The following is an 18,831-nucleotide window of genomic DNA, read 5'->3' on the forward strand; positions in this document are numbered from 1 at the left end:
ACCCATGGGAAAGCGCCCCCCTCGCCCCCGACGCCGCACGGCCCGCGAGTTCCTGACCGGACATTCCGGTCCCGACGCGGCCTTCGGGACGCGACTCGTGCTGACGGTGACGGCGACGGCCGCCGTGACCGTGCCGTTCGCACTCGCCCTGGTACTCGTCGAATCCCGATGGCCCCCGCTGTACCGCCTCGACCGGGAGACGGCCGGACGGCTCCACCGCGCCGCCCTCGCGGACCCCGAGCGGGTTCGGATCCTGGGCTTCCTCACGGACGTGCTGTGGGACCCCGTGACCATGCGGCTCCTGGTGGCCGGGCTGGTGGTGTGGCTCCTGAGGCGCCGGGCATGGCGCCTGGCGGCCTGGGCCGCAGTCACCGAGACGGCCGGCGCCCTCATCGGGTTCCTCACGAAGAACGCGGTGGAACGAGCGCGCCCGCACCTGCCCGACCCCGTCGCCCACGCGCCCGGATTCTCCTTCCCTTCCGGGCACGCCATGACCGCCTTGGTGTCGTGTGCTGTCCTGCTCCTGGCCCTGCTCCCGCTGGTGCCACCCGCCTGGCGGCCCCTGCCCTGGGCGCTGGCGGTGACGAGCGTGCTCGGAGTCGGCTACACCCGCGTCGCGCTCGGCGTGCACTGGGTCAGCGACGTCGTGGGGGGCTGGCTCCTCGGGCTCGTCGTGGTCACGGCCACGACGCTCGTCTTCGAAGCCTGGCGGGCTGATACCGGACGACGCCGGACCGGCGTCGGCGAGGGGCTGGAGCCCGAGATCTCCGCGACCGAACCCGAGCCTGCCCTGGGGACGGCGCATCGGCCCGAGTCCTCGGACGCCCCGACCCGATGACCGCGCGTACGGCGCAAGCACCACCGGGCGGCGCGGCCGTCACACGTCGGGCGACTCACCTGCGTCCCCGTCCGGGCGAATCGACCCGGAGTGCGGGGCGGGCATCGCCCGGGGACGGAAACAGGCGGTGATCGTCTTGCCGCCGTGGAACGAGTGGGCGTCCCAGGTGTCTGCGAGGGCGTCGATGATGGCGAGACCCCGTCCGGAGGTCGCCTCGCGTGAAGGGTCGCGCGGGGCGGGCAGACGCGGGTCGCTGTCGGCGACGCTGACGTGCAGGCACCGGCCGTCCCAGGTCAGCACCAGCCGGGCGCTGCTGTGGGCGTGGACGTGCGCGTTGGTGACGAGCTCCGACACCGTCAGCAGGACGGAGTGAGCCGTGTCGGGGGCGTCCGCAGTCCATCGGAGGGAGTCCAGGTGTTCCACGGTCCACCGGCGGGCCTCGCGCACCCCCCGGTGCACGGGGAAGGACGTGGCCCATCCCTTCGCGCGCATGGACACCGCGTTCACCTCGCTTGCGCTCGTCTGTGATGCCGTACCGTACCGGACGGGTCGGGACGCGGATCAGGACCGGCTCGCCCGGTGGCGGGCACGGTGTCCGTCCCCGCGGTGGACGAGCAGCAGGGCCAACGCCATGGGCGCGAGCAGCAGGACCATCGTCGTCACGGGAGTGCTCCTCTCCTCGTTGTCCGTCACTCCTGCGCGTGTGGCCGCTGCGAGGCGTCCGAAACCCACCGACCGGTTCCGCCCCGAGCGGGGTCGCCACCCCTCCGGTGAGCGGCCCGCGTTGTCGTACGGCGTCCGTGCGGAGAGGGTGTGCCGGGCTGGTGCCGCCGGGGTCCGTTGCCCGGGGACGGCGGTACGAGCGCCGTCCCCCGGGGGTTCGCCGGGAGCGGCTCCGGGTTCCCGGCCGGGGAGGAGCCGGGCACCCGGAGCCTGCCGGTTCCGTGCGGACCCGGGCGGCAGCCCGTCGTGCGGACGAGCCGGCCACATGTCGCCGGGGGGAGGGGCGCCATGCGGCTGAGGCCCGCGCCGGAAGCCTCTCACCCGCAGGCGTCAGCTTCCGCCAACGCGTCTAACCCCGCAGCCCGCTTCCAAACGCCGCCGCTCCCACAAGTTCTGAGAAGACGTCAAGAGCGGCCGCGGTCACGCCACTCGTGAACGCCGGCTCCGCCGCCTTCCGGTCGCACGGCCCCGGGCGCACGGCGAAGCCGGTGGGGCCGGGCCGGGTAGCAGGAGCTGGTTGACCTTCAGTGCGGGGCGCCGGCACGGTCACGGGGCGGAGCCTCCCGGGTCACTCGTGGGGCGTGTGCGCCGGGTTCGTTCGAACAGGTGGTTTGGGGTGCTGGGCCCGCTGGTCGCGGTACGGGTACTCCATGGCGCAGAAGCAGGACGACGCGAGTGACGGGGCCGGGCAGCGGACGGGGCGGCGGGGGGCCGTCTTCGCCGCGCTCGCGGGGACCCTGATCGGGGCCCTGGCCGGTCTCACCGGAAGCCTGCTCGGCTTTCTCGAAGCCAAGGACACCCATCGTGCCGAGGCCGACGCACGACGGGCGGACATCCGGCGGTCCGCCTACGTCGAGCTCGCAGCGAGCACCAACAAGTACGTGCAGCAGGCCACGCAGCTGTTGAACGTCAGCCTCGACCCCGCCAGGAGCGTGGCGGACAGACGGCGTCAGTTCGAGGACAAGTACGCACCGGCCAACACGGACATCGCGCGGGCCCTCACGACCGCGCGCCTCGTGACGGGCAAGGACGGCAGGCGCGGGCTGGAGGAACTCGATGTCCGCTCCGCCCGCGTGGGCGAGATTGCGGCCGGCTGGTACGGCAAGGGCCCCGAGGGCGTCGACGTACGGAAGGTCGGTGCCGAGTTCGACGAGGCGGTACGGCGGCAACTGGAATCGCTGGAGGAATTCATGGACAGGGCGGCGGACCAGGCGTTGTGAGCACCCACTCCGCCCGGGAGTGCGAGCAGGCTCGCACGGGGGAGGGGCGCGGAGAGCGCCGCCGCACGCTCCCGGACCCGGGCCGGCCGGCTCGTGCGGCGGAGGTCAGCCGGGCCCTGTATCCGGCGGCCGCATGAAGTGCGCAGGTGTGTCCCGTCAGCCCGCAGGTCGCAGCGGGTCCGGCATGGCGCCGGCGTGCGTGTGCGCGCAGCCGGCGCCGGCTGAAGCGGCGGGGATGCGCATGCGACGCAGCAGGTCGCGAGTGGTGCGCAGGGTCAGGGTGCTGCACCAGGCGGTGCCGGGGTGGCGGGAGCGGAGGTGCGACAGGGCGCGGGTGCCGAGTCCGGTGGAGTGGAGGCGTTCGTCGATGGCGATGCCGGTGATCACACCCTCATCGCAGGCGGTGCAGATCCGGTAGTGGATCTGGCCCACGACCTTGCGGACGTGGACCAGGAGCAGGCACTCCTCCCCGGGGCCGGTGTCGCCCGGGACGTGCGTGGAGAGGAACTCGATGTCGCGGTACGCGAGGATCCTGCGGCGCAGCCGCCTGCCGAGCGCTCCACGGCGCCCGTGCCTCGCTCCGCGTCGGGGCGCCTCGCTTCCGTGGGCGGAACGGAAAGTGAGGGTGCTCGTGGGACGTGCGTGTTCTCCGGACATGGATCTCGTGTGCCCAGGTGGTCGCCCCTGACGCTTCCCCCGCCCGGCAAAGCCGTGTGAGGGCGCCTGGCCGGCTCGGAGCGGGGAAGGAAGCTCAGTCCCCCGGCCGGGGCCCGTAGTCCTCGCGGTCGGAGCCGGAAGGCCGGCCGGGGCCCCGTTCGGTGGACAGGAACTCCCGGAACACCTGTGCGGAACGCGGGTTCTGGCTGCACTGCCACACGCCGTGCGGGCAGTAGTCGGTGATGCTGTGGTAGAGCGGCTTGTGCTCGGCGATCCATGCCAGCATCTGCCGCATGTACTCGGGGTTGTCGCCGTTCCGGAACAGCCCCCACTCGGGGTACGAGATCTGCTTGCCGTGCGCCTCCGCGAAGTCGACATGCTCCTGCAGTCCGTACGGCTGGGTGACCTGGTCGTCGAAGGTGTCGCCGGGTGGCTGGTCGTAGGTGTCCATGCCGATGACGTCGACCACGTCGTCGCCGGGGTAGCACCTGGTCCAGGCGATCGCGTCACTGCCACGGTTGGGGGCGAAGTCGAAACGGAACCGCTGCCCCTCCACGGACCGCATGGCAGCCACGATGCGCCGCCAGTACCTCTTCCAGTTCTCGGGGTCGGGCCGGCAACGGTGGGTGTAGTTGAAACCGTTCATCTCCCAGCCGAGCACGATCACCGTGTCCGGCACTCCGAGGACGACCAGACGCTCGGCCAGCCGCTGGAAGTGGTGGTCGTACTCACCCCGGGCGCCGGAGCGGATCAGCTCGGCGACCCGGCCGTCAGGGACGTCGGCCTCGTTGCGTTCCAGCATGGGCACGTTCAGGACGAACAGCCGATCGGCTCTCGCCTTGCGCCACCTTGCCCAGCTGCGCAGGGAATCGGGTGCACCCTCGATGTTCGACCAGGTGTCGCCGGGCAGATAGGTGTGCCCGGCGCGCAGCTCGGTACCCCCGAGCCAGCGCGAAAGTTCCTGCATCCTCTCGACGCCGGGCGTGCCGTAGTGGAGATAGGCGCCCACTGCGACCTCGGTCCCGGTGTTGCTGTCGGAATCCCGTTGCGGCGGTCTGGCGAGCGCGCCCCCGGTGACGAGCAGGCCGGCAGTGACCGTACTTATGAGCGTGCCCGCAAACCAGCGGACTCGATGGGACATGACGCCTCCACGCGCTTCGCGAACCGATGGGTCTGCCAGCGACGTTAGGCATCTCATCTGACTCGTGGGCTGTCCGGGGCCCCGATGCTGGGCCATTCGCGGCAGCCGACGGCCGTCGGCTGGCCCGACCGGGTGAAGACCGCCGCCCTCATCCGCGCGCCGCCGGGCGGCGCGATGTCCACCGTGCGCCTGGGCGCTGCGCCGCGTGCACTACCTGGTCGTGCGGGCGCGGGCGTGCCCGAGCCGGGAATCGACGGCCGGCCCAGCGGGGCCGGCCAGGCCGGGGACGATGCGGAGGTGACCGGGGACGTGAAGCCGGCGGGTCCTCTCCTTGTCGCACGTCCGAAGCGGGCCATGGCGTGATCATCCTGATGGTGGCCCCGTAACCGGCCCGGCCCCAGCCCCGGCCCCGGGCGCAGGCGTGTACGGGGACGGGGGCCTGCCAGGCCGGCCCGTACCGCCACGGCGGTCGGCGGAAGAAGGCCGTGGTGTGCAAGGTGACCACCTGACGACGGCGCACCCTCACCTGGTGGGGATCCCTCTCCGCACCTCGCACCGGCAGGGTGCGAGGAGGCCGTTTGGTCGGGGCCGCCCGGTTGCGCGGAGGGTGTCCCGCCCGTGCCGTACGGCTGGGTGGACCCCCACGCCGCCGGGGTCGCGGGACGGGCGCTGAGCCGGCTGGTAACGGCAGGGCCGATGCGCATCAGCGGCGGCACGGGTGCACCGGCTGCCGGCCGACGGCCACTTCCCGGGGCGAGCCACTGCACCGGTGCGAACGCGCTGCGCTGCTACTGGCCGCCGGACTGCCGGGACAGTCCTCGGGTCGCCGCTGGAGAGCGCGTCCGCGTGGCCGCCCGGGAATGAAGGGCCGTCGCAAGGGACTTGAGCGGAAGCGCCGGAACCAGATCGGCAGCGGTCTCGCTCCAGCGCGAACGGGGCCTCCGGGCACGGCCCCCACGGCCCTGCCCGGACGCCCCCATGGCCCCCACGGCCCGCACCGGTCACTGCTGGCAGCTCCCGAAGGTCACGACGTAGGTTCCGGCCTGGCTCGCGCCGGCCCCGGCCGGATCCGCCGAACCCGGCTGGGCCCAGGCGCCGATCTCTCGCATCGACGGGTTGAGGATGATCTGGCGGTGGCCCCATGTGCTGACGTTCATCCACCAGTTGACCGCGGCGTTCGGGGTGCCCGAGCCGCCCCAGCCGGTGTACGTGATCTCGGCGACGGCCCATGACCTGGGGTTCGGGCAGTAGCCCGCGGCCATGATCCGGCTTTGCGGTGTCGAACCGGTCTGCGGGTTGCGGTGCGAATCCTTGCCCGGTCCCCACCACTTCAGCTGCACGGCGGCGGCGGAATGCTGCTGCGCCGCGGTCGTCAGGGCCTGGTTCGTGGTGAGGGCGGGCAGCCCCCTCTGCGTGCGCTGGGCGTTGATGAGGCAGACCAGCGCATTCCGTACGGCGCTGTCGTTGCTGCTGCTCGGGGGGCGGGCAGCAGCCGCAGCGTCGCACACGACGGCCGTCGCCGGTGCTGCGGATACCGGTACCAGCGCGGCCGACAGGAGCCCAGCCACAGCGAGACTCCGTGCGGTCGTGGTGAGCGAAGCGTGCCTGCTCAAGGAGGTCCACCTCCCGCGAACACCAAGGGGTCGTTTCCGGCGGTGGAGGCGCCACGTCGCTCAAGGGGCGGCACGTGGCACGGCCCGCCGCTACGGCTTCTCCTCCAGGCTGCCAGCCGACGCGCCGACTCGCCATCCGGGCCCAGGGCAGGCGTACCGGCAGACGCACGGTCCGGCACGGCCGACACCGGCTCCCATGGACCGGGTCATCGGCGGACTCCTTGCGGTTGGTGCCCGCGGCGTTCGCTCGTCCGAACGGACCGGGGTGCCTCGTGGTACCGGACATCCGGACATCCGGACATCCGGCCGCACTTCACTACCGGGCCACCGCACTGCATCGGGTGACCACCTGTGGGCCGGTAGGCGGCAATTTCTGTCCGACTCGCCTGTGGTTCATGTCACTTCGGGTGCCTGATCTGACGCCGGGCATCGAATGCGGTCATGTTTTGCCTGATCAGATCGCTTGCGAGGTACGTGTATTCGATCGCCGAAGCCATGCGGCGCCTAATTCATGATCATCGGATGAATCTTCTCCGGAGGGTGATGAGTGTTCCGCCCCCGTTCTCGGCATTGTGGTGACGGGAGTTCAACTGACTTCCAGTGCAGGGACGTTGACTGCGCTGCCCTCAATGAAGAGGTACATGCAATGAACGCATCCCGGAGGCCCGCATGAGCGACGACGACGTCCTCCACGGCCCTTCGCCCCGAAGTGGCAGTGGCCGGCCGATGTACGAGCCGCTCGACCTGCCGTTGGACTTCGAGGGGTTCTACCTCGGACACCAGGAGTTCTACCACCTCTACGCCGAGATCCATCTCGGCAGTCTCGATGCCGCCCGCGAAGTGGTTCACCAGGTGTTCCTGGAGATCCACGCGGGCTGGGACAGGCTCCTGCGAGCGGACGACCTGGACCAGCGGACACTGGAGGTGCTGACCCGCCGGGTCCGCCAGCAACTGGCCATCGAGGGACGTGATCCCGCCTTCCTCAACGACGGGCTGATAGGGCCGACGCTGGGGGCGGTCCGCGCCGGACTGGAGATCGCAGACGGCGCCGCCGGCCTGTACGACGCGATCCTCGAACTACCGACCCGGCAGTTCAACGTGATCGTCCTGCGCCACATCCTCGGCTACAAGACCGACCGGATCGCCCGGTTCATGGGCCTGGACGTGCGCACCGTCGACTACCACGGCCGCAAGGGCAAGGAGCGGCTGCGCATCCGGCTCGGACTGCCCGCAGGCAAGCCGAGGAACGTGAAGAAGGGGGAAGAGCAGTGAGCACGACGATTGATGACCTGCTGGCCCGGGCAGCGCTGCCCGCGGATTCGAGGCCCGGCATCGACGTCGGTGCGGCGCTGCGCCGGCTCGCCGTCGACGCGGCCAGAGCCAAGGCCGAGCCGACGCCGGACATGGTGTGCGCGGCGGAGGCCGCCCAGTGCCTGGTCGTGGTCTCGCGCTGGGTCCTCAACGGCCCCGGCGCCGCGATGCACGTCGACCGGCTCGCAGGCGCCCCTGAGGAGGAAGACCACTTGGACGTCGAGGGTGCTGCGGTGTTCGCCTGCCTCCTCTACCTGACCGGGCATCCCGAGAGCGCCCAGTTCTGGTGGCAGCTCGCCGCCGGCGCCGGACACCGCGCCGCCGCGTACTGCCTCCACCTGCATCACCTCGCCCTGGGCGAAGTCCGGGAGGCGGTTCACTGGCACCGCCAGATCCAAGACGCGCCCGCGGGTTCCGCAGTCCTCGAGGAGGGCTTCCTCGCCGGGCTCGGCGTCTTCGCCCGCTACGTCCGGCACAACGGGTCCGAGGCCTGCGGCCCCACCGGTCTCCTGGAGATGGAAGTCGACCGCCTCGCCGACGCCGGCAACAGCTCCTGCATCATCGTCCCCCGTCCGGACCGGCGCCTGGCCGAGCACCTCCTCGACTTCGCCCGGCGCTGACCGGCCCGCCCGCGCGAACGACGGAGGAGCCCCTGCTCCGACCCCCGGTTCCTAGGCCACCGGGTCGGAAGGGCTCCTCACGTGACACCCCCCGATCACGAAGGACATCCGCTGTGAACCATAACCCCGTCCGATGGGTGCGACGCAAGGCCGCCGGCATCAGCACCCGCGCCCGCCGGATCTGCACCTGGGCGTACGCCCGCCGCTGGATCGCCCTCTCCTTCCTCCTGCGCGGCCTCTGCTACGGAACCGGCACCGCGGCCGCCGGTCTTGCCGCCTTCTGGATCCAGAACCGCATGTGACCTCCCTCGGACCGGCTCCCGCACCCCGTCAGCGAACCGCCGGCGGGGTGCGGTCATATGGCCGGAGCGGGCGCCGTACGTGGAGGTGGCGGTGGCGGTGGAGGCTGACGGCGCGGCGTGCGGGAAAGAATCGATTCGTCCAACTAGCCCCGGTCTAGCCTCATCTCGGGCGCTTTGCCCTGGGTATCGAGAGAGGCTGCCATGGCCGCGGAGGGTCGGCGGAGCGCGATCTGTCGACCGGAATGGGCGACGGAGACAGGGGGCGGGGTCCGGCACCTGGAAGGTGGCCGGAGCCGATCGCTTCCAGGTGCTCCCGGCTTCGGACAGGGGCGCCTCCCGGGGAGCAGCCGAAAGCCGTCCCTGGCTGCTCTGTCGGTGCTCTTCGGGTCGCCCGCGGTATGACCAGCCACACGCAGAGGAGTCGTAGAAGCATGTCCACGCCTGTTGCCAGTATCTGGGGCACCCTTCCGGGAGCTCAGCCCGTCTATCCGCAAGAGACCACATGGGACACCACGTGGCCGCTCGACGGCGGAACCGCCTGGGTGTACTACAGCTCGCCGAAGCAGACGCACGTCCAGAAGCCGGTCATCCTCGCCGACGGCTTCTCCATCGGCCCCAGTGACCCCAACGCGCTGTGGGAAGGGCTGGAGAACGGCCAGTACCCCTTCATCTCCAAGCTGCGCGAGAACGGCTTCGACGTCGTCCTCCTCGGCTACGACGAACGCTCCGCATCCATCATCGGCAACGCCAACGTTGCGATTCAGTGCATCCGGAAGGCGATCGTCGACCGCGGTGAAGGCTCGGAGCCGCTGACGGTGGGCGGCTTCAGCATGGGAGGGCTGGTCACCCGCTACGCCCTGGCCAAGCTGGAGAGCGAGGGATTCGAGCACGAGACCGCCACCTACCTCTCCTACGACACCCCGCACCGTGGTGCGTGGCTGCCCATCGGGGTTCAGGCCTTCGCGCACTTCGTGAAGCAGCACTGGGGCAACACTCCGGTGATCGGCGAACTCCTCAGCCGTTTCTCCATCATGGTCAACAGCCCGGCCGCCCGACAGCTGCTGCGCTGGCACGTCGAAACCGCCGACGTCACCGTCGACGTCGCAGGCGGCCAGGACCGGGCGCGGACGGACTTCCTGGCCGCACTCGAGGAGGTGGGCGGCTGGCCCAGCCGCCCCCGCCTGCTCGGTGTCGCCAACGGAGTGGGCACCGGCGCCGGCAACAACATTCCCCCCGGCGTATCCGCCATGACCAGCAGCGGCCCACAGCTGGGCGGTACCCAACTCGACACCCAGGCCCAGGGAGAGAAGACCGTCGCCCGGCTGCAGAAGGCGGGCGCGGCCCCGGTCCTGGCCCGTACCAGCGGCTTTCCCGACATCGACGGCGCTCCTGGCGGTCTGTTCCCCGAGGCTCCTGCCCTGCCGGGCAGTCCTGCCAACTTCGGCATGGCCGCCATGCTGGCCGGGTTCGTCGACGGCGAGCCCGCGGAGCTGACCTACAACGCCTCCACCTTCGTACCCAGCGTCAGTGCCGTTGCAGCAGGTGACATCGACGACCGCGACACGCTTTACAGCAAGGTCGAGCGCGCTGACAGCGAGCTCCACGACTTCCTCTGTGCCTCGGCCAACGAAGGGCACACCGTCATGACAGGAGAACTGGGCCAGTGGATCCTGGCCAGGCTGCAGGAAGCCTAACCACCCACGAGACGCCTCCGGCGGAGGCCGAAAGCGCATGAGGCCGGGGACCGTACGGTCCCCGGCCTTGGGTTCCCCCGGTGACGCGGACACCCCTTCACGGACCGGTGTTCCCGGTCGGAGAGCGGGGTGTCTTGACAGTCAAGTAGTTAGCCGCCATATTAAATGCATGAAGAGGGACGTGGACGGTATCGATGGCGAGGCCCCCACGCTGGACCAGGCCAGGCGCCAGGTCGAGCACTACGGCCTGGAGGCCGATCCGCAGGCGGTGCTGGTCGCGGTGCGGCTGATCTCGGCGGGCGCGAGGGTCGGTCGGGCGGCCGAGGCGCATTTTGCCAGGTTCGGCCTGTCGGCGGGGCGCTACCGCCTGCTCGCCGACCTCGAGGACCACGGCGGGGAGAAGTCCCCCTCGCGCCTTGCCGCGGACCTCGATGTCTCCAGGGCCACGGTCACCGGCCTGCTGGACGGCCTCGAACGCGAAGGGCTGATCGCCCGACGCCCGTCCACGGAGGACGGTCGGGGCACGGTGGCCATCCTGACCGCGCGCGGTGCGCAGCGCCTGCGTGACATGGCGCCCGAGCATTTCGGGCGACTGGAGGCGATGGTGGGCGGGCTTTCCGCCGAGGAGCGCGCGACGTTCCTGGATCTGCTCGCCCGCGTGGTGCGCGGCAGTGCGGCCCTGGCCGCTGACTGAGCCTCTCTCCGGTGGTGTGGCCCCGCCCTCCCGGGCAGGGCCCTTTTTGCCGGCCGATAGTTAGCTGCCTAATTATATTGCCGGAGCGGGTCTGTCGCCCTCCGTCGCAACCCTTCGCTTCCCTCACACGAACGAGAAAGAGGCCACCATGCCCACCATCAAAGACAGAGCACGCCGAAACCGGGCAGCCTCCCGGCACTCCCGGTCGTTCAGCCTGTGGCGCGAGGTGCTGGCCGCCTACGCCGCCCCCGCGCTGATGGCCGGGACCGCCGGAGTCGTCACCGGGCAGCAGGACTTGGCCGTTGCCGCCTGCACCTCCATCGCCGGCACCTCCGCCGTGGTGGCGTTCCTGACAGGCACCTGGCTGCGGCACGGTGGGCGGCCCCGACGCTGGACCACCACCACGCCGACCGTCGCCCTGACCGGCGTCCTCGTCATCACCGCCGCCGGCGCGGCGGCCCTGCTGGGATGGTTCACCGCCCACTGGCTACCCGCTCACACCCCGATCCCCGCCGCCCCGTGGCTGGAGCGCCTGCGCATCGACCTGCCCGTCTCCGCGGCCCTCGCCACCACCATCGTCACCCTGCGCTGGCGCAGCACCACCACGGCCTCCCCGATCTAGCTCGCCCCGGCATCGGGCCCACCACCCGCCACACGAGCCGAAGCCCACACGAGCCGAAGCCCGTTTGAGCCGAAGCCCGTCCGAGCCCACCCCGGCAACTCCCGCCGCCGGGAAGTCACCAAGGAATGAGCACGCGATGATCGTTGTCATGGGAGCGACCGGAGCAACCGGGAACGCCCTGCTCCACAGCCTCCTCACGCTCGGCGCACCCGTCCGCGCACTGACCCGCACCCCGCACAAGCCGATCCCCGGTACCGCCGGCGCACACGAACCGCCCGTCGAGGTCCGGTACGCCGACGCCACCGACCCCCACTCCCTGAGCTCCGCCTTCAAGGGCGCCGGCCAGCTCTTCCTCGCCATGGCCAACAGCCCTGCACAGGTCGAACTCGAAACCCGCGTCATCGACATCGCCGCCCACACCGGAATCGGACACGTCGTCAAGATTTCCGCACCCGCCGCCGAAGCCGACTCCCCGGTCGCCGTCTCCCGCGGACACCACGCCGTCGAGGAACACCTGCGCGCCAGCGGCCTCACCCACACCATCCTGCGCCCTTACGCGTTCATGCAGAACCTCCTGCGCCTGGCCCCCGCCGTCGCCCAGGGCGTCATCCTCGGCACAACGGGCGACGCGCCCTGCAACTACGTCGACTGCCGCGACATCGGCGAGGTCTCCGCCGCCGCCCTCACCAGGCCCGACATCGCCGGCGGCACCTACACCCTGACCGGACCCGAAGCCGTCGCCTACCCCGAGCTCGCCTCACGCCTGACCGCCCTGACCGGCAACCGGGTCCGCTACGTCGACCTCACCCCCGACGAACTGCGCGACAACCTCATCCACCACGCCCGCATGCCCGCCTGGCTCGCCGACCACGTGACGGAGATCCAGCAACTCGCCATCGCCCGGCCCGAAACCCCCACCACCACCGTCGCCGACATCCTCGGCCGCCCGCCCCGGACCCTCGACGCCTTCCTGAACGAACACTTCGCCCGCCTGTAGCAGCTCAGGGCGATCGCCGCACCGGTCGATTGACAGACCCCGGCAGGCAGGTCCACCGACGGCGCCGAACACCACCGGGCGCCGGGATGCCGTGGTGGTTCGGACTGCGTCGTGTTCCGGCCAACGCCGCTGTCCCGAGCCGTCCTCGGTGACCGGTCGGGTTCGGTTCGCGCTGGATACAGTCCAGCCGATCGACCGGGGCTGGCGACCCGTGAGAGCGCTCGGTATACCGTCCGCGCTCGGACGCAACCATTGGAATGACGCCCGGGCGCCGGTCGTGGCCCTGCCCCGCACGCCTCCGGCTCCCCGGCGGGAATCGGCCTTAGCGTGCGAGCAGCCTGTCCGGATACCGGACGATGTACCGCCATTCCGGCGTTCCCCTGGAGGTCATGATGCCCAGTCCACCCCAGCCGTTCGGCACCGTTGTCAGCACCATCGGCGTCAATCTGCGGAAGTATCCGAGCACGGATTCCTCCATCATCGGCAACCTGAGCCACGGCGCCGAGGTCGGTCTGGGCAGCAAGGTGCACGCCCAGACCATCGACGGCAACAGCATCTGGTACCTGCTGCGCGACAAGGCCGCATGGGTCGCCGCCCGGCACGTCGACAACACCGGCGAGGTGCCGCTGTCCAAGGACGTCGAACCGGCGACCCCGCAGGGCTAATGGCGGAACGGCTCCTCGGGGCCGACCGAAGTCTTCCCGGGGGCGGCCCCGTGGCTGGCCCCGGGGAGGACGTCGTGCCTCTGGTGCGGGATCCTGCGGAGCGCACCGCTCGTCTGCCGGGTCAGCGCCTCGGTTCCCGTCCCGGACCGTGCCTTTCGGGCCGTCCTGCCATCGTCGGCAGGAGGAGCGGTCCCGCCCGTTTGGCGCGCCGGTGGACCAGCGCGCTCTCCATCCGGCCGATGCCCGGCAGCGCGGCCAACTCGTTGGCCAGGTAGTCGTAGAGGGCGCCGGTGTCACGGCACTGGACCATGGCGAAGACCGCCGACCTGCCCGTGGTGACGGCGGCGAAGGCGACCGCGTCGTGCCGTGACAGCGCCTGTGTCACCCCACCCAGCGCGGCCGGTGCCACCTCCAGCCACAGCAGCGCCTCCACGGGGAAGCCGAAGTAGGACGGGTCCACGTCCACCTCGAAGTGGAGCACCCCGGCGGCCCGCAGTCCGGCGACGCGGCGGCGCACGGTCGAGGCCGACCAACCGGTGACGGCAGCCAGCCGTACCACGTCCGCCCGGCCGTCCCGGGCCAGTTCGCCGGCCAGCAGTGCCTCCGCCTCTCCCCAGCCGGACGCTTCGGCGGGCGCTTCCGGGTCTCCCGGTGGCACCGGCGCGGGGATGCGCAGGGCCGTCTGCTCGGCCGCCTCCAGCGCGCTCGTCCGGCCTGCCCAGCCGCCGACGCCGGCGACCGAGCGCAGCACGCAGGCCGCCTCCACATCCCGTATCCCCGGGGTTCGGAGCAGGTGGGCGAAGAGCGGCCGGCCGCTGTCCGCACCCAGGGCCGGAGTGCGGATCATGCAGGTCAGCCGCGTTTCCCCGGCGAGCGGAGCGATCCACGAGGTGTCGTCCCGCTGCGCGAGGGCGGCAGTGAGCGCGTCGATGGCCTCCGGCGTGCAGTCGATGCGAACGAACCAGTCGAGCATGCCGATCCGCCGGCTGTTGACGAGCCCGGCCACCCGGACCACCAGGGCCGACCGCAGCCGGTGATAGCGACGTGTGATGGTGCGCTCCGCGACCCCGAGCACGTCGGCGATCCTGCTGAACGAGGCGCGCCCGTCGATCTGGAGGGCATGGATCAGACGGCGGTCCAGCGTGTCGAGCGTGACGGATCGCGTCATGACGCCGCTTCCGAACGTCTGATCGCGTCCATTTCGGTGACTGTACAGCGGGCACGGGAGTCCCGGACAGGACGCTGGTGGTGACCGAACCAGAAAGGCAGACCAAGACCATGCTGACCGTTCTTCCCCTCAGGTATGTGGCCGACGTCGAGGCGTCCCGGGACTTCTACGCCGGACTGGGGCTCACCGTCCGGCAGGGACCCGGCGCGGCCGTCTGGGTCCGGCTGACCGCAGCTGCGGGCGGCCTCGGCGTCCACGCCTCCGCCGTCTCGCAGGGACGGCCGCCCGGCGCCACCGAACCGGGCTTCGCAACGGATGAGCCGCTGGAGGAGGTCGCGCAGCGGCTCCAGCGGAGCGGCTGCCCGTACGAGCTCGTCGAGGAGAACTTCGGCCGCAGCATCAGGGTCACCGAACCGGACGGGGTCGTCGTGCAGATTCAGCGGATCGACCCGGACACCGTCCGCCGGTCGGCCGAGGCCGTGACCGGCGACTGTGCCTGACCGGGGCGCGGCAGACGCCGAGAGTGAGGCGGCTCGGCTGCCGTGGCCGTCGGGGCGTGCCCCGGGAGAGTGCCCGCCCCGCCCGCCCCGCACTGCCATGAGACCCGCTGCCGGGATCGTCACAGGAGGGAGGTTCTGACATGGAGCCGCTCGTCACACTCGTCACCGTCGCAGGCCTGCTGCTGCTCGCCGGGGCGCTCGGGGCCGAACGGTTCCGTCGACCCGCCGCCGCGCTGAGAGGAGGTCTGGCGGCCATGTTCGCGCTCACCGGGGGCGCGCACTTCGTCGGGATGCGCGAGGAGATCGTCGCCATGGTGCCGTCGGTCCTGCCGGCGCCGGAGCTGCTCGTCACACTGACCGGCATCGCCGAACTCGCCTGTGCAATGGGGCTGTTGTGGTCGCGGACCGCCCGGGGCTCGGCCGCCGCGCTCAGCGCGCTGCTGGTCGTGATGTTCCCGGCCAACGTGTACGCCGCCGGCGGCGACGTGCCCTGGTGGGACCGGCTCGGCCCCCGTACCGCCCTGCAGTCCGTCTTCCTCGCGGCCACCGTCACCGTACTGGTCCGCCACGGCCGGTCGGTCCGGACCGCACCGGACGAAGGGGGCTCACCCCGGCCCGGGACACTTCCGGGCCGCCAGACCGGGTCTCTCGGCCTGCAGGGTGGTGGAGAGCGCGATCCTGGAGACATGGAGATCGAGATCCTGGTGGTACCGGACTGCCCCCACAAGCAGCTCGCCGAGCAGAGGCTACGGCAGGCGCTGCGCGACGCCGGCCTGCCCGCCGGGGCCTTCACCACCAGGGTGGTCGCCGACCAGGCGGAGGCTGAACGGTCCGGCTTCACCGGCTCCCCGACCATCCTCGTCAACGGCCGCGACCCGTTCACCGAGCCGGGTGCCACCCCGTCGCTCGCCTGCCGGATCTACCGCACCCCGGCCGGCGCGGCCGGGGCCCCCGACGCCGATCAGCTCCGCCGGGCCATCGAAGCCGCCCCACTCGACGTGGACTGAGCCGAACGCGCCCGCCAAGGGGGTCTCGGCGGCCGCCCTCGGCGACCTCACGGGCCCTCGATCGGACCGGCTGGCCGCTCGCCGGTTCCCGTGTGGGTGGTGGGGGCGGACGGCGGGGCCGATCCGGTGTAGCGGCTCGGGTCGGCGTCGAAGGCGGCCGCGCAGTGCGCCGAGCAGAAGTAGTGGGTGCCGGTGCTGGTCTGCCGGTGTTCGGTGGGGCCTTCAGGGTCCAGGTGCATACCGCACACGACGTCCACGACCTCCCTGCCGGGGGTGCCGGCTGCCGGCCGGTCGGTGGCGGTTTCGACTCGGGGCCGGATGCGGGCCGGCTGGGCCTGCGGAAGCGGAGCCGGGCGCCAGCGGCGCAGGCGGGAGGCGTTGGTGACGACGGACAGGGAGGACAGGGCCATGGCGGCGGCGGCGATGACGGGGCTGAGCCGGATGCCCCACAGGGGGTAGAGGGCGCCTGCGGCGAGGGGCACGCCGATGGCGTTGTAGACGAGGGCGAAGAACAGGTTCTGCCGGATGTTGCGCATGGTGGCGCGCGAGAGGCGGATGGCGGTGACGACTCCGGACAGGGAGCCGGAGATGAGGGTGATGTCGGCGGCCTCGATCGCGACGTCCGTGCCGGTGCCGATGGCCAGCCCGACGTCGGCGGCGGCCAGGGCGGGCGCGTCGTTGATGCCGTCGCCGACCATGCCGACGGTGCGGCCTTCGGCCTGGAGGCGGCGGATCTCGTCGGCCTTGTGCTCGGGCAGGACCTCGGCGAGCACCCGGCCGATGCCGACCTGGGAGGCGATGGCGGCGGCGGTACGGGCGTTGTCGCCGGTGAGCATGACGATGTCGACGCCGAGGCGTTGCAGGGCGGCGATGGCCGCTGCGGAGTCGTCCTTGACGGTGTCGGCGACGGCGAGGACACCGGCGGCACGGCCGTCGATCGCGGCGAGCACGGGGGTCTTGCCCTCTGCCGACAGCCGGGCGGCGTGCGGGTCCAGGGCGGTGGTGACGATACCGGCGCCCTGGAGGAGGCGGGCGGCGCCGACCAGGACGGTGCGGCCGTCGACGGTTGCGCGGACGCCCTTGCCGGTGACCGAGTCGAAACCGGTCGCGACAGGCCAGGACAGCCCGCGCTCGCGGGCACCGGTGACGACGGCATGGGCCAGCGGATGCTCACTCGCTTCCTCGACCGCGGCCACCAGGCCCAGCAGGTGTGCCTCGTCGAAGCCTTCCGCGGGCCGGACGTCGGTGAGGACGGGCTTTCCCGCGGTGACGGTGCCGGTCTTGTCCAGGACGACGGTGTCGAGCTTGTGGGCGGTTTCCAGGGCCTCGGCGGAGCGGATGAGGATGCCGGCCTGGGCGCCCTTTCCGGTGCCGACCATCACCGACAGCGGGGTGGCCAGCCCGAGGGCGCAGGGGCAGGCGATGATCAGGACGGCGACCGCGGAGACGAGGGCCAGGGTGAGCGCCGGGGCGGGCCCGAGGGTGAACCACATGGCGAACGTGGCGATCGCGATCGCGATGACCGCGGGCACGAAGTAGGCGGACACGGCGTCGGCGAGGCGCTGGATGGGAGCCTTGGACGCCTGGGCCGCCTGCACGAGGCGGATGATCTGGGCGAGCATCGTGTCCGCGCCGACTTTGGCCGCCCGTACGCGCAGCGAGCCCGTGGTGTTGACCGTGGCACCGATCACCGTGTCCCCGGCCCGCTTGGTGACCGGCATCGGCTCGCCGGTCACCATCGACTCGTCGACGGCGGAGGCACCGGTCAGGACGTCGGCGTCGACGGGGATCTTCTCTCCGGGCCGGATGACGATCTCGTCTCCGACCGTGACCTCCTCGACGGGAACCTCGGTCTCGGTTCCGTCCCGTACGACGCGCGCGGTGCGGGCCTGTAGGCCGAGCAGGGCGCGGATGGCCTCGCCGGTGCCCGCCTTGGCGCGGGCCTCCAGGAGCCGGCCGAGGAGGATGAGGGTGAGGATGACCCCGACGGCCTCGTAGTACACCTCGCGCACGTTCTCGGGGAGCAGGCCCGGGGCGAGGGTGACGAGGAGGCTGTAGCCGTAGGCGGCGCTCGTGCCGAGCGTGATGAGGGAGTTCATGTCGGCGGCGCGGTGGCGCAGCGTGAGCCAGCCGGTCACGTGGATCGGCCAGCCGGTGTAGAACATCACCGGCGTGATCACAGCCAGCTGGAGCCAGTGGTTCAGCATCCACTGCGGTACCCAGTCGGCGCCGAACAGCTCGTGCGCCATCACCGCGAACAGCACCGGTGCGGTGAGGACCGCACCCGCCACCACCCGGCGGGTCAAGTCCTTGATCTCCGCCCGGCGCTCGGCGACGTCCGCGGCCTCCGTCTCGGCCGCCGACCGCTCCACGCCGCCGGTCCCCGTAGCGCCCTGTCCGACGGCGGGTGCGGCGCGCGGGTGGCCGTCCGGGCGGGGTGGAACCCGGTCCTGCCCACCGGGTTCCACCTGGAGCGTCCCGTGGATCATGTTCATGCCGCAGGCGAAGCCGAAGGTGCCGGGCCGGTCCGGGGTCAGGCGCACGGTGGTGCGGGTGTGGGCGGGGAGCCCGGCGCTCACCCGCAGGTCGGGGAAGACGACCCGGGAGGTGCATTCCCCGGATTCCTGCCGGTCGAAGACCAGCTCCAGCGGGGTCCCCTGGCGGACTTTGATCACATTGGGGCTGTAGCCGCCGCGTACGGTCACCTCCACCCGCTGCACGCCGCCCTCCAGGCGGGCGGAGCGGGCGCGGCGCGGCCCGAAGAAGAACCATCCCAGGCCGGTGATCAGCGCGACAGCGGCCACGACGACAACGACATCCACGGTGTCCACGGCATGCGCCTCCCGGATCACGCTCGCTTTCCAGGATGCCCCTGCCCGGCAGTCGGCGTCACCGGGACCGGTCGGCCTCGACAAAGGGCTGTTCGGCCCAAGCAATCGCCTTCGCCGCAGCGTCACCATGCAGGTGGAGACTCCGCGGGCCGGGCCGGGCCGGGCCGGACTGGACTGGACTGGACCGGACCGGACCTTGACCGCGACCGGAGAGGGCAGGTGACCTGC

At 71.7% G+C, this 18,831-nt stretch carries 18 protein-coding genes; 12 read left to right on the top strand and 6 right to left on the bottom strand.

From position 1 onward, the window contains the following. Window positions 1-4 precede the first annotated feature (4 nt). Entirely contained in the window at window positions 5-838 is an 834-nt protein-coding gene (locus tag ACFCZ1_RS29085) for a phosphatase PAP2 family protein (protein WP_376681245.1), read from the top strand. Window positions 839-877: 39 nt separating this feature from the next. Here ACFCZ1_RS29085 and ACFCZ1_RS29090 read toward each other — a convergent pair whose 3' ends face one another. After that, entirely contained in the window at window positions 878-1,330 is a 453-nt protein-coding gene (locus ACFCZ1_RS29090; protein ID WP_376681246.1) for an ATP-binding protein, read from the bottom strand. Between the two features lie 881 nt (window positions 1,331-2,211). Here ACFCZ1_RS29090 and ACFCZ1_RS29095 point away from each other — a divergent pair. Continuing rightward, entirely contained in the window at window positions 2,212-2,781 is a 570-nt protein-coding gene (locus tag ACFCZ1_RS29095) for a hypothetical protein (RefSeq protein WP_376681247.1), read from the top strand. 156 nt (window positions 2,782-2,937) lie between these two features. Here ACFCZ1_RS29095 and ACFCZ1_RS29100 read toward each other — a convergent pair whose 3' ends face one another. The 3 genes from ACFCZ1_RS29100 to ACFCZ1_RS29110 all read right to left on the bottom strand — a co-directional run bounded on the left by ACFCZ1_RS29100 (window position 2,938) and on the right by ACFCZ1_RS29110 (window position 6,147). Further along, a complete protein-coding gene (locus ACFCZ1_RS29100; RefSeq protein WP_376681248.1) occupies window positions 2,938-3,438 on the bottom strand; it encodes a hypothetical protein in 501 nt (166 codons plus the stop codon). A 94-nt stretch (window positions 3,439-3,532) separates the two neighbouring features. Next, window positions 3,533-4,579 (bottom strand): glycoside hydrolase family 26 protein, encoded by a 1,047-nt coding sequence (locus ACFCZ1_RS29105; RefSeq protein WP_376681249.1) that lies wholly within the window; start codon window positions 4,577-4,579, stop codon window positions 3,533-3,535. A 1,001-nt stretch (window positions 4,580-5,580) separates the two neighbouring features. Continuing rightward, window positions 5,581-6,147 (bottom strand): CAP domain-containing protein, encoded by a 567-nt coding sequence (locus tag ACFCZ1_RS29110; RefSeq protein WP_376681250.1) that lies wholly within the window; start codon window positions 6,145-6,147, stop codon window positions 5,581-5,583. A gap of 714 nt (window positions 6,148-6,861) precedes the next feature. Here ACFCZ1_RS29110 and ACFCZ1_RS29115 point away from each other — a divergent pair. The 8 genes from ACFCZ1_RS29115 to ACFCZ1_RS29150 all read left to right on the top strand — a co-directional run bounded on the left by ACFCZ1_RS29115 (window position 6,862) and on the right by ACFCZ1_RS29150 (window position 13,097). Then, window positions 6,862-7,464, top strand: coding sequence for a sigma factor-like helix-turn-helix DNA-binding protein (locus ACFCZ1_RS29115; RefSeq protein WP_376681251.1), 603 nt, complete (start codon window positions 6,862-6,864; stop codon window positions 7,462-7,464). Further along, complete coding sequence (locus ACFCZ1_RS29120) at window positions 7,461-8,123, top strand: hypothetical protein (protein WP_376681252.1); 663 nt, start codon at window positions 7,461-7,463, stop codon at window positions 8,121-8,123. Before ACFCZ1_RS29115 ends, ACFCZ1_RS29120 begins: the two co-directional genes overlap by 4 nt. A gap of 113 nt (window positions 8,124-8,236) precedes the next feature. Beyond that, entirely contained in the window at window positions 8,237-8,425 is a 189-nt protein-coding gene (locus tag ACFCZ1_RS29125; RefSeq protein ID WP_376681253.1) for a hypothetical protein, read from the top strand. 431 nt (window positions 8,426-8,856) lie between these two features. Continuing rightward, window positions 8,857-10,119 carry an esterase/lipase family protein gene (locus ACFCZ1_RS29130; RefSeq protein ID WP_376681254.1) on the top strand — a complete coding sequence of 421 codons (1,263 nt, stop codon included), beginning with the start codon at window positions 8,857-8,859 and terminating at the stop codon, window positions 10,117-10,119. 169 nt (window positions 10,120-10,288) lie between these two features. Next, entirely contained in the window at window positions 10,289-10,813 is a 525-nt protein-coding gene (locus ACFCZ1_RS29135; protein WP_376681255.1) for a MarR family winged helix-turn-helix transcriptional regulator, read from the top strand. Between the two features lie 148 nt (window positions 10,814-10,961). After that, window positions 10,962-11,435 carry a hypothetical protein gene (locus ACFCZ1_RS29140; protein WP_376681256.1) on the top strand — a complete coding sequence of 158 codons (474 nt, stop codon included), beginning with the start codon at window positions 10,962-10,964 and terminating at the stop codon, window positions 11,433-11,435. A 148-nt stretch (window positions 11,436-11,583) separates the two neighbouring features. Then, window positions 11,584-12,432, top strand: coding sequence for an NmrA family NAD(P)-binding protein (locus tag ACFCZ1_RS29145; protein WP_376681257.1), 849 nt, complete (start codon window positions 11,584-11,586; stop codon window positions 12,430-12,432). Window positions 12,433-12,788: 356 nt separating this feature from the next. Continuing rightward, on the top strand, window positions 12,789-13,097 hold the full coding sequence (locus tag ACFCZ1_RS29150; RefSeq protein WP_376681258.1) for an SH3 domain-containing protein: 309 nt from the start codon (window positions 12,789-12,791) through the stop codon (window positions 13,095-13,097). A gap of 121 nt (window positions 13,098-13,218) precedes the next feature. On the opposite strand, the gene ACFCZ1_RS29155 is transcribed toward ACFCZ1_RS29150, so the two are convergent. Continuing rightward, window positions 13,219-14,265: an Lrp/AsnC family transcriptional regulator gene (locus ACFCZ1_RS29155; protein WP_376681259.1), complete on the bottom strand. Its 1,047-nt coding sequence runs from the start codon at window positions 14,263-14,265 to the stop codon at window positions 13,219-13,221. An 80-nt stretch (window positions 14,266-14,345) separates the two neighbouring features. Between ACFCZ1_RS29155 and ACFCZ1_RS29160 the strand changes: the two genes are divergently transcribed. Next, entirely contained in the window at window positions 14,346-14,765 is a 420-nt protein-coding gene (locus ACFCZ1_RS29160; RefSeq protein WP_376681260.1) for a VOC family protein, read from the top strand. A gap of 140 nt (window positions 14,766-14,905) precedes the next feature. Continuing rightward, a complete protein-coding gene (locus ACFCZ1_RS29165) occupies window positions 14,906-15,772 on the top strand; it encodes a hypothetical protein (RefSeq protein ID WP_376681261.1) in 867 nt (288 codons plus the stop codon). 47 nt (window positions 15,773-15,819) lie between these two features. Here ACFCZ1_RS29165 and ACFCZ1_RS29170 read toward each other — a convergent pair whose 3' ends face one another. Continuing rightward, complete coding sequence (locus ACFCZ1_RS29170; RefSeq protein WP_376681262.1) at window positions 15,820-18,603, bottom strand: heavy metal translocating P-type ATPase; 2,784 nt, start codon at window positions 18,601-18,603, stop codon at window positions 15,820-15,822. Between the last annotated feature and the right edge of the window lie 228 nt (window positions 18,604-18,831).

This window comes from Streptomyces sp. NPDC056224 (assembly GCF_042267665.1).
GTDB lineage: Bacteria > Actinomycetota > Actinomycetes > Streptomycetales > Streptomycetaceae > Streptomyces.

Bases quoted from the DNA above. Each gene is read 5' to 3' on its own strand.
- ACFCZ1_RS29085 (WP_376681245.1), top strand. From the start codon at position 5: ATGGGAAAGCGCCCCCCTCGCCCCCGACGCCGCACGGCCCGCGAGTTC.
- ACFCZ1_RS29090 (WP_376681246.1), bottom strand. From the start codon at position 1,330: ATGCGCGCGAAGGGATGGGCCACGTCCTTCCCCGTGCACCGGGGGGTG.
- ACFCZ1_RS29095 (WP_376681247.1), top strand. From the start codon at position 2,212: ATGGCGCAGAAGCAGGACGACGCGAGTGACGGGGCCGGGCAGCGGACG.
- ACFCZ1_RS29100 (WP_376681248.1), bottom strand. From the start codon at position 3,438: ATGTCCGGAGAACACGCACGTCCCACGAGCACCCTCACTTTCCGTTCC.
- ACFCZ1_RS29105 (WP_376681249.1), bottom strand. From the start codon at position 4,579: ATGTCCCATCGAGTCCGCTGGTTTGCGGGCACGCTCATAAGTACGGTC.
- ACFCZ1_RS29115 (WP_376681251.1), top strand. From the start codon at position 6,862: ATGAGCGACGACGACGTCCTCCACGGCCCTTCGCCCCGAAGTGGCAGT.
- ACFCZ1_RS29130 (WP_376681254.1), top strand. From the start codon at position 8,857: ATGTCCACGCCTGTTGCCAGTATCTGGGGCACCCTTCCGGGAGCTCAG.
- ACFCZ1_RS29135 (WP_376681255.1), top strand. From the start codon at position 10,289: ATGAAGAGGGACGTGGACGGTATCGATGGCGAGGCCCCCACGCTGGAC.
- ACFCZ1_RS29140 (WP_376681256.1), top strand. From the start codon at position 10,962: ATGCCCACCATCAAAGACAGAGCACGCCGAAACCGGGCAGCCTCCCGG.
- ACFCZ1_RS29145 (WP_376681257.1), top strand. From the start codon at position 11,584: ATGGGAGCGACCGGAGCAACCGGGAACGCCCTGCTCCACAGCCTCCTC.
- ACFCZ1_RS29150 (WP_376681258.1), top strand. From the start codon at position 12,789: ATGTACCGCCATTCCGGCGTTCCCCTGGAGGTCATGATGCCCAGTCCA.
- ACFCZ1_RS29155 (WP_376681259.1), bottom strand. From the start codon at position 14,265: ATGACGCGATCCGTCACGCTCGACACGCTGGACCGCCGTCTGATCCAT.
- ACFCZ1_RS29165 (WP_376681261.1), top strand. From the start codon at position 14,906: ATGGAGCCGCTCGTCACACTCGTCACCGTCGCAGGCCTGCTGCTGCTC.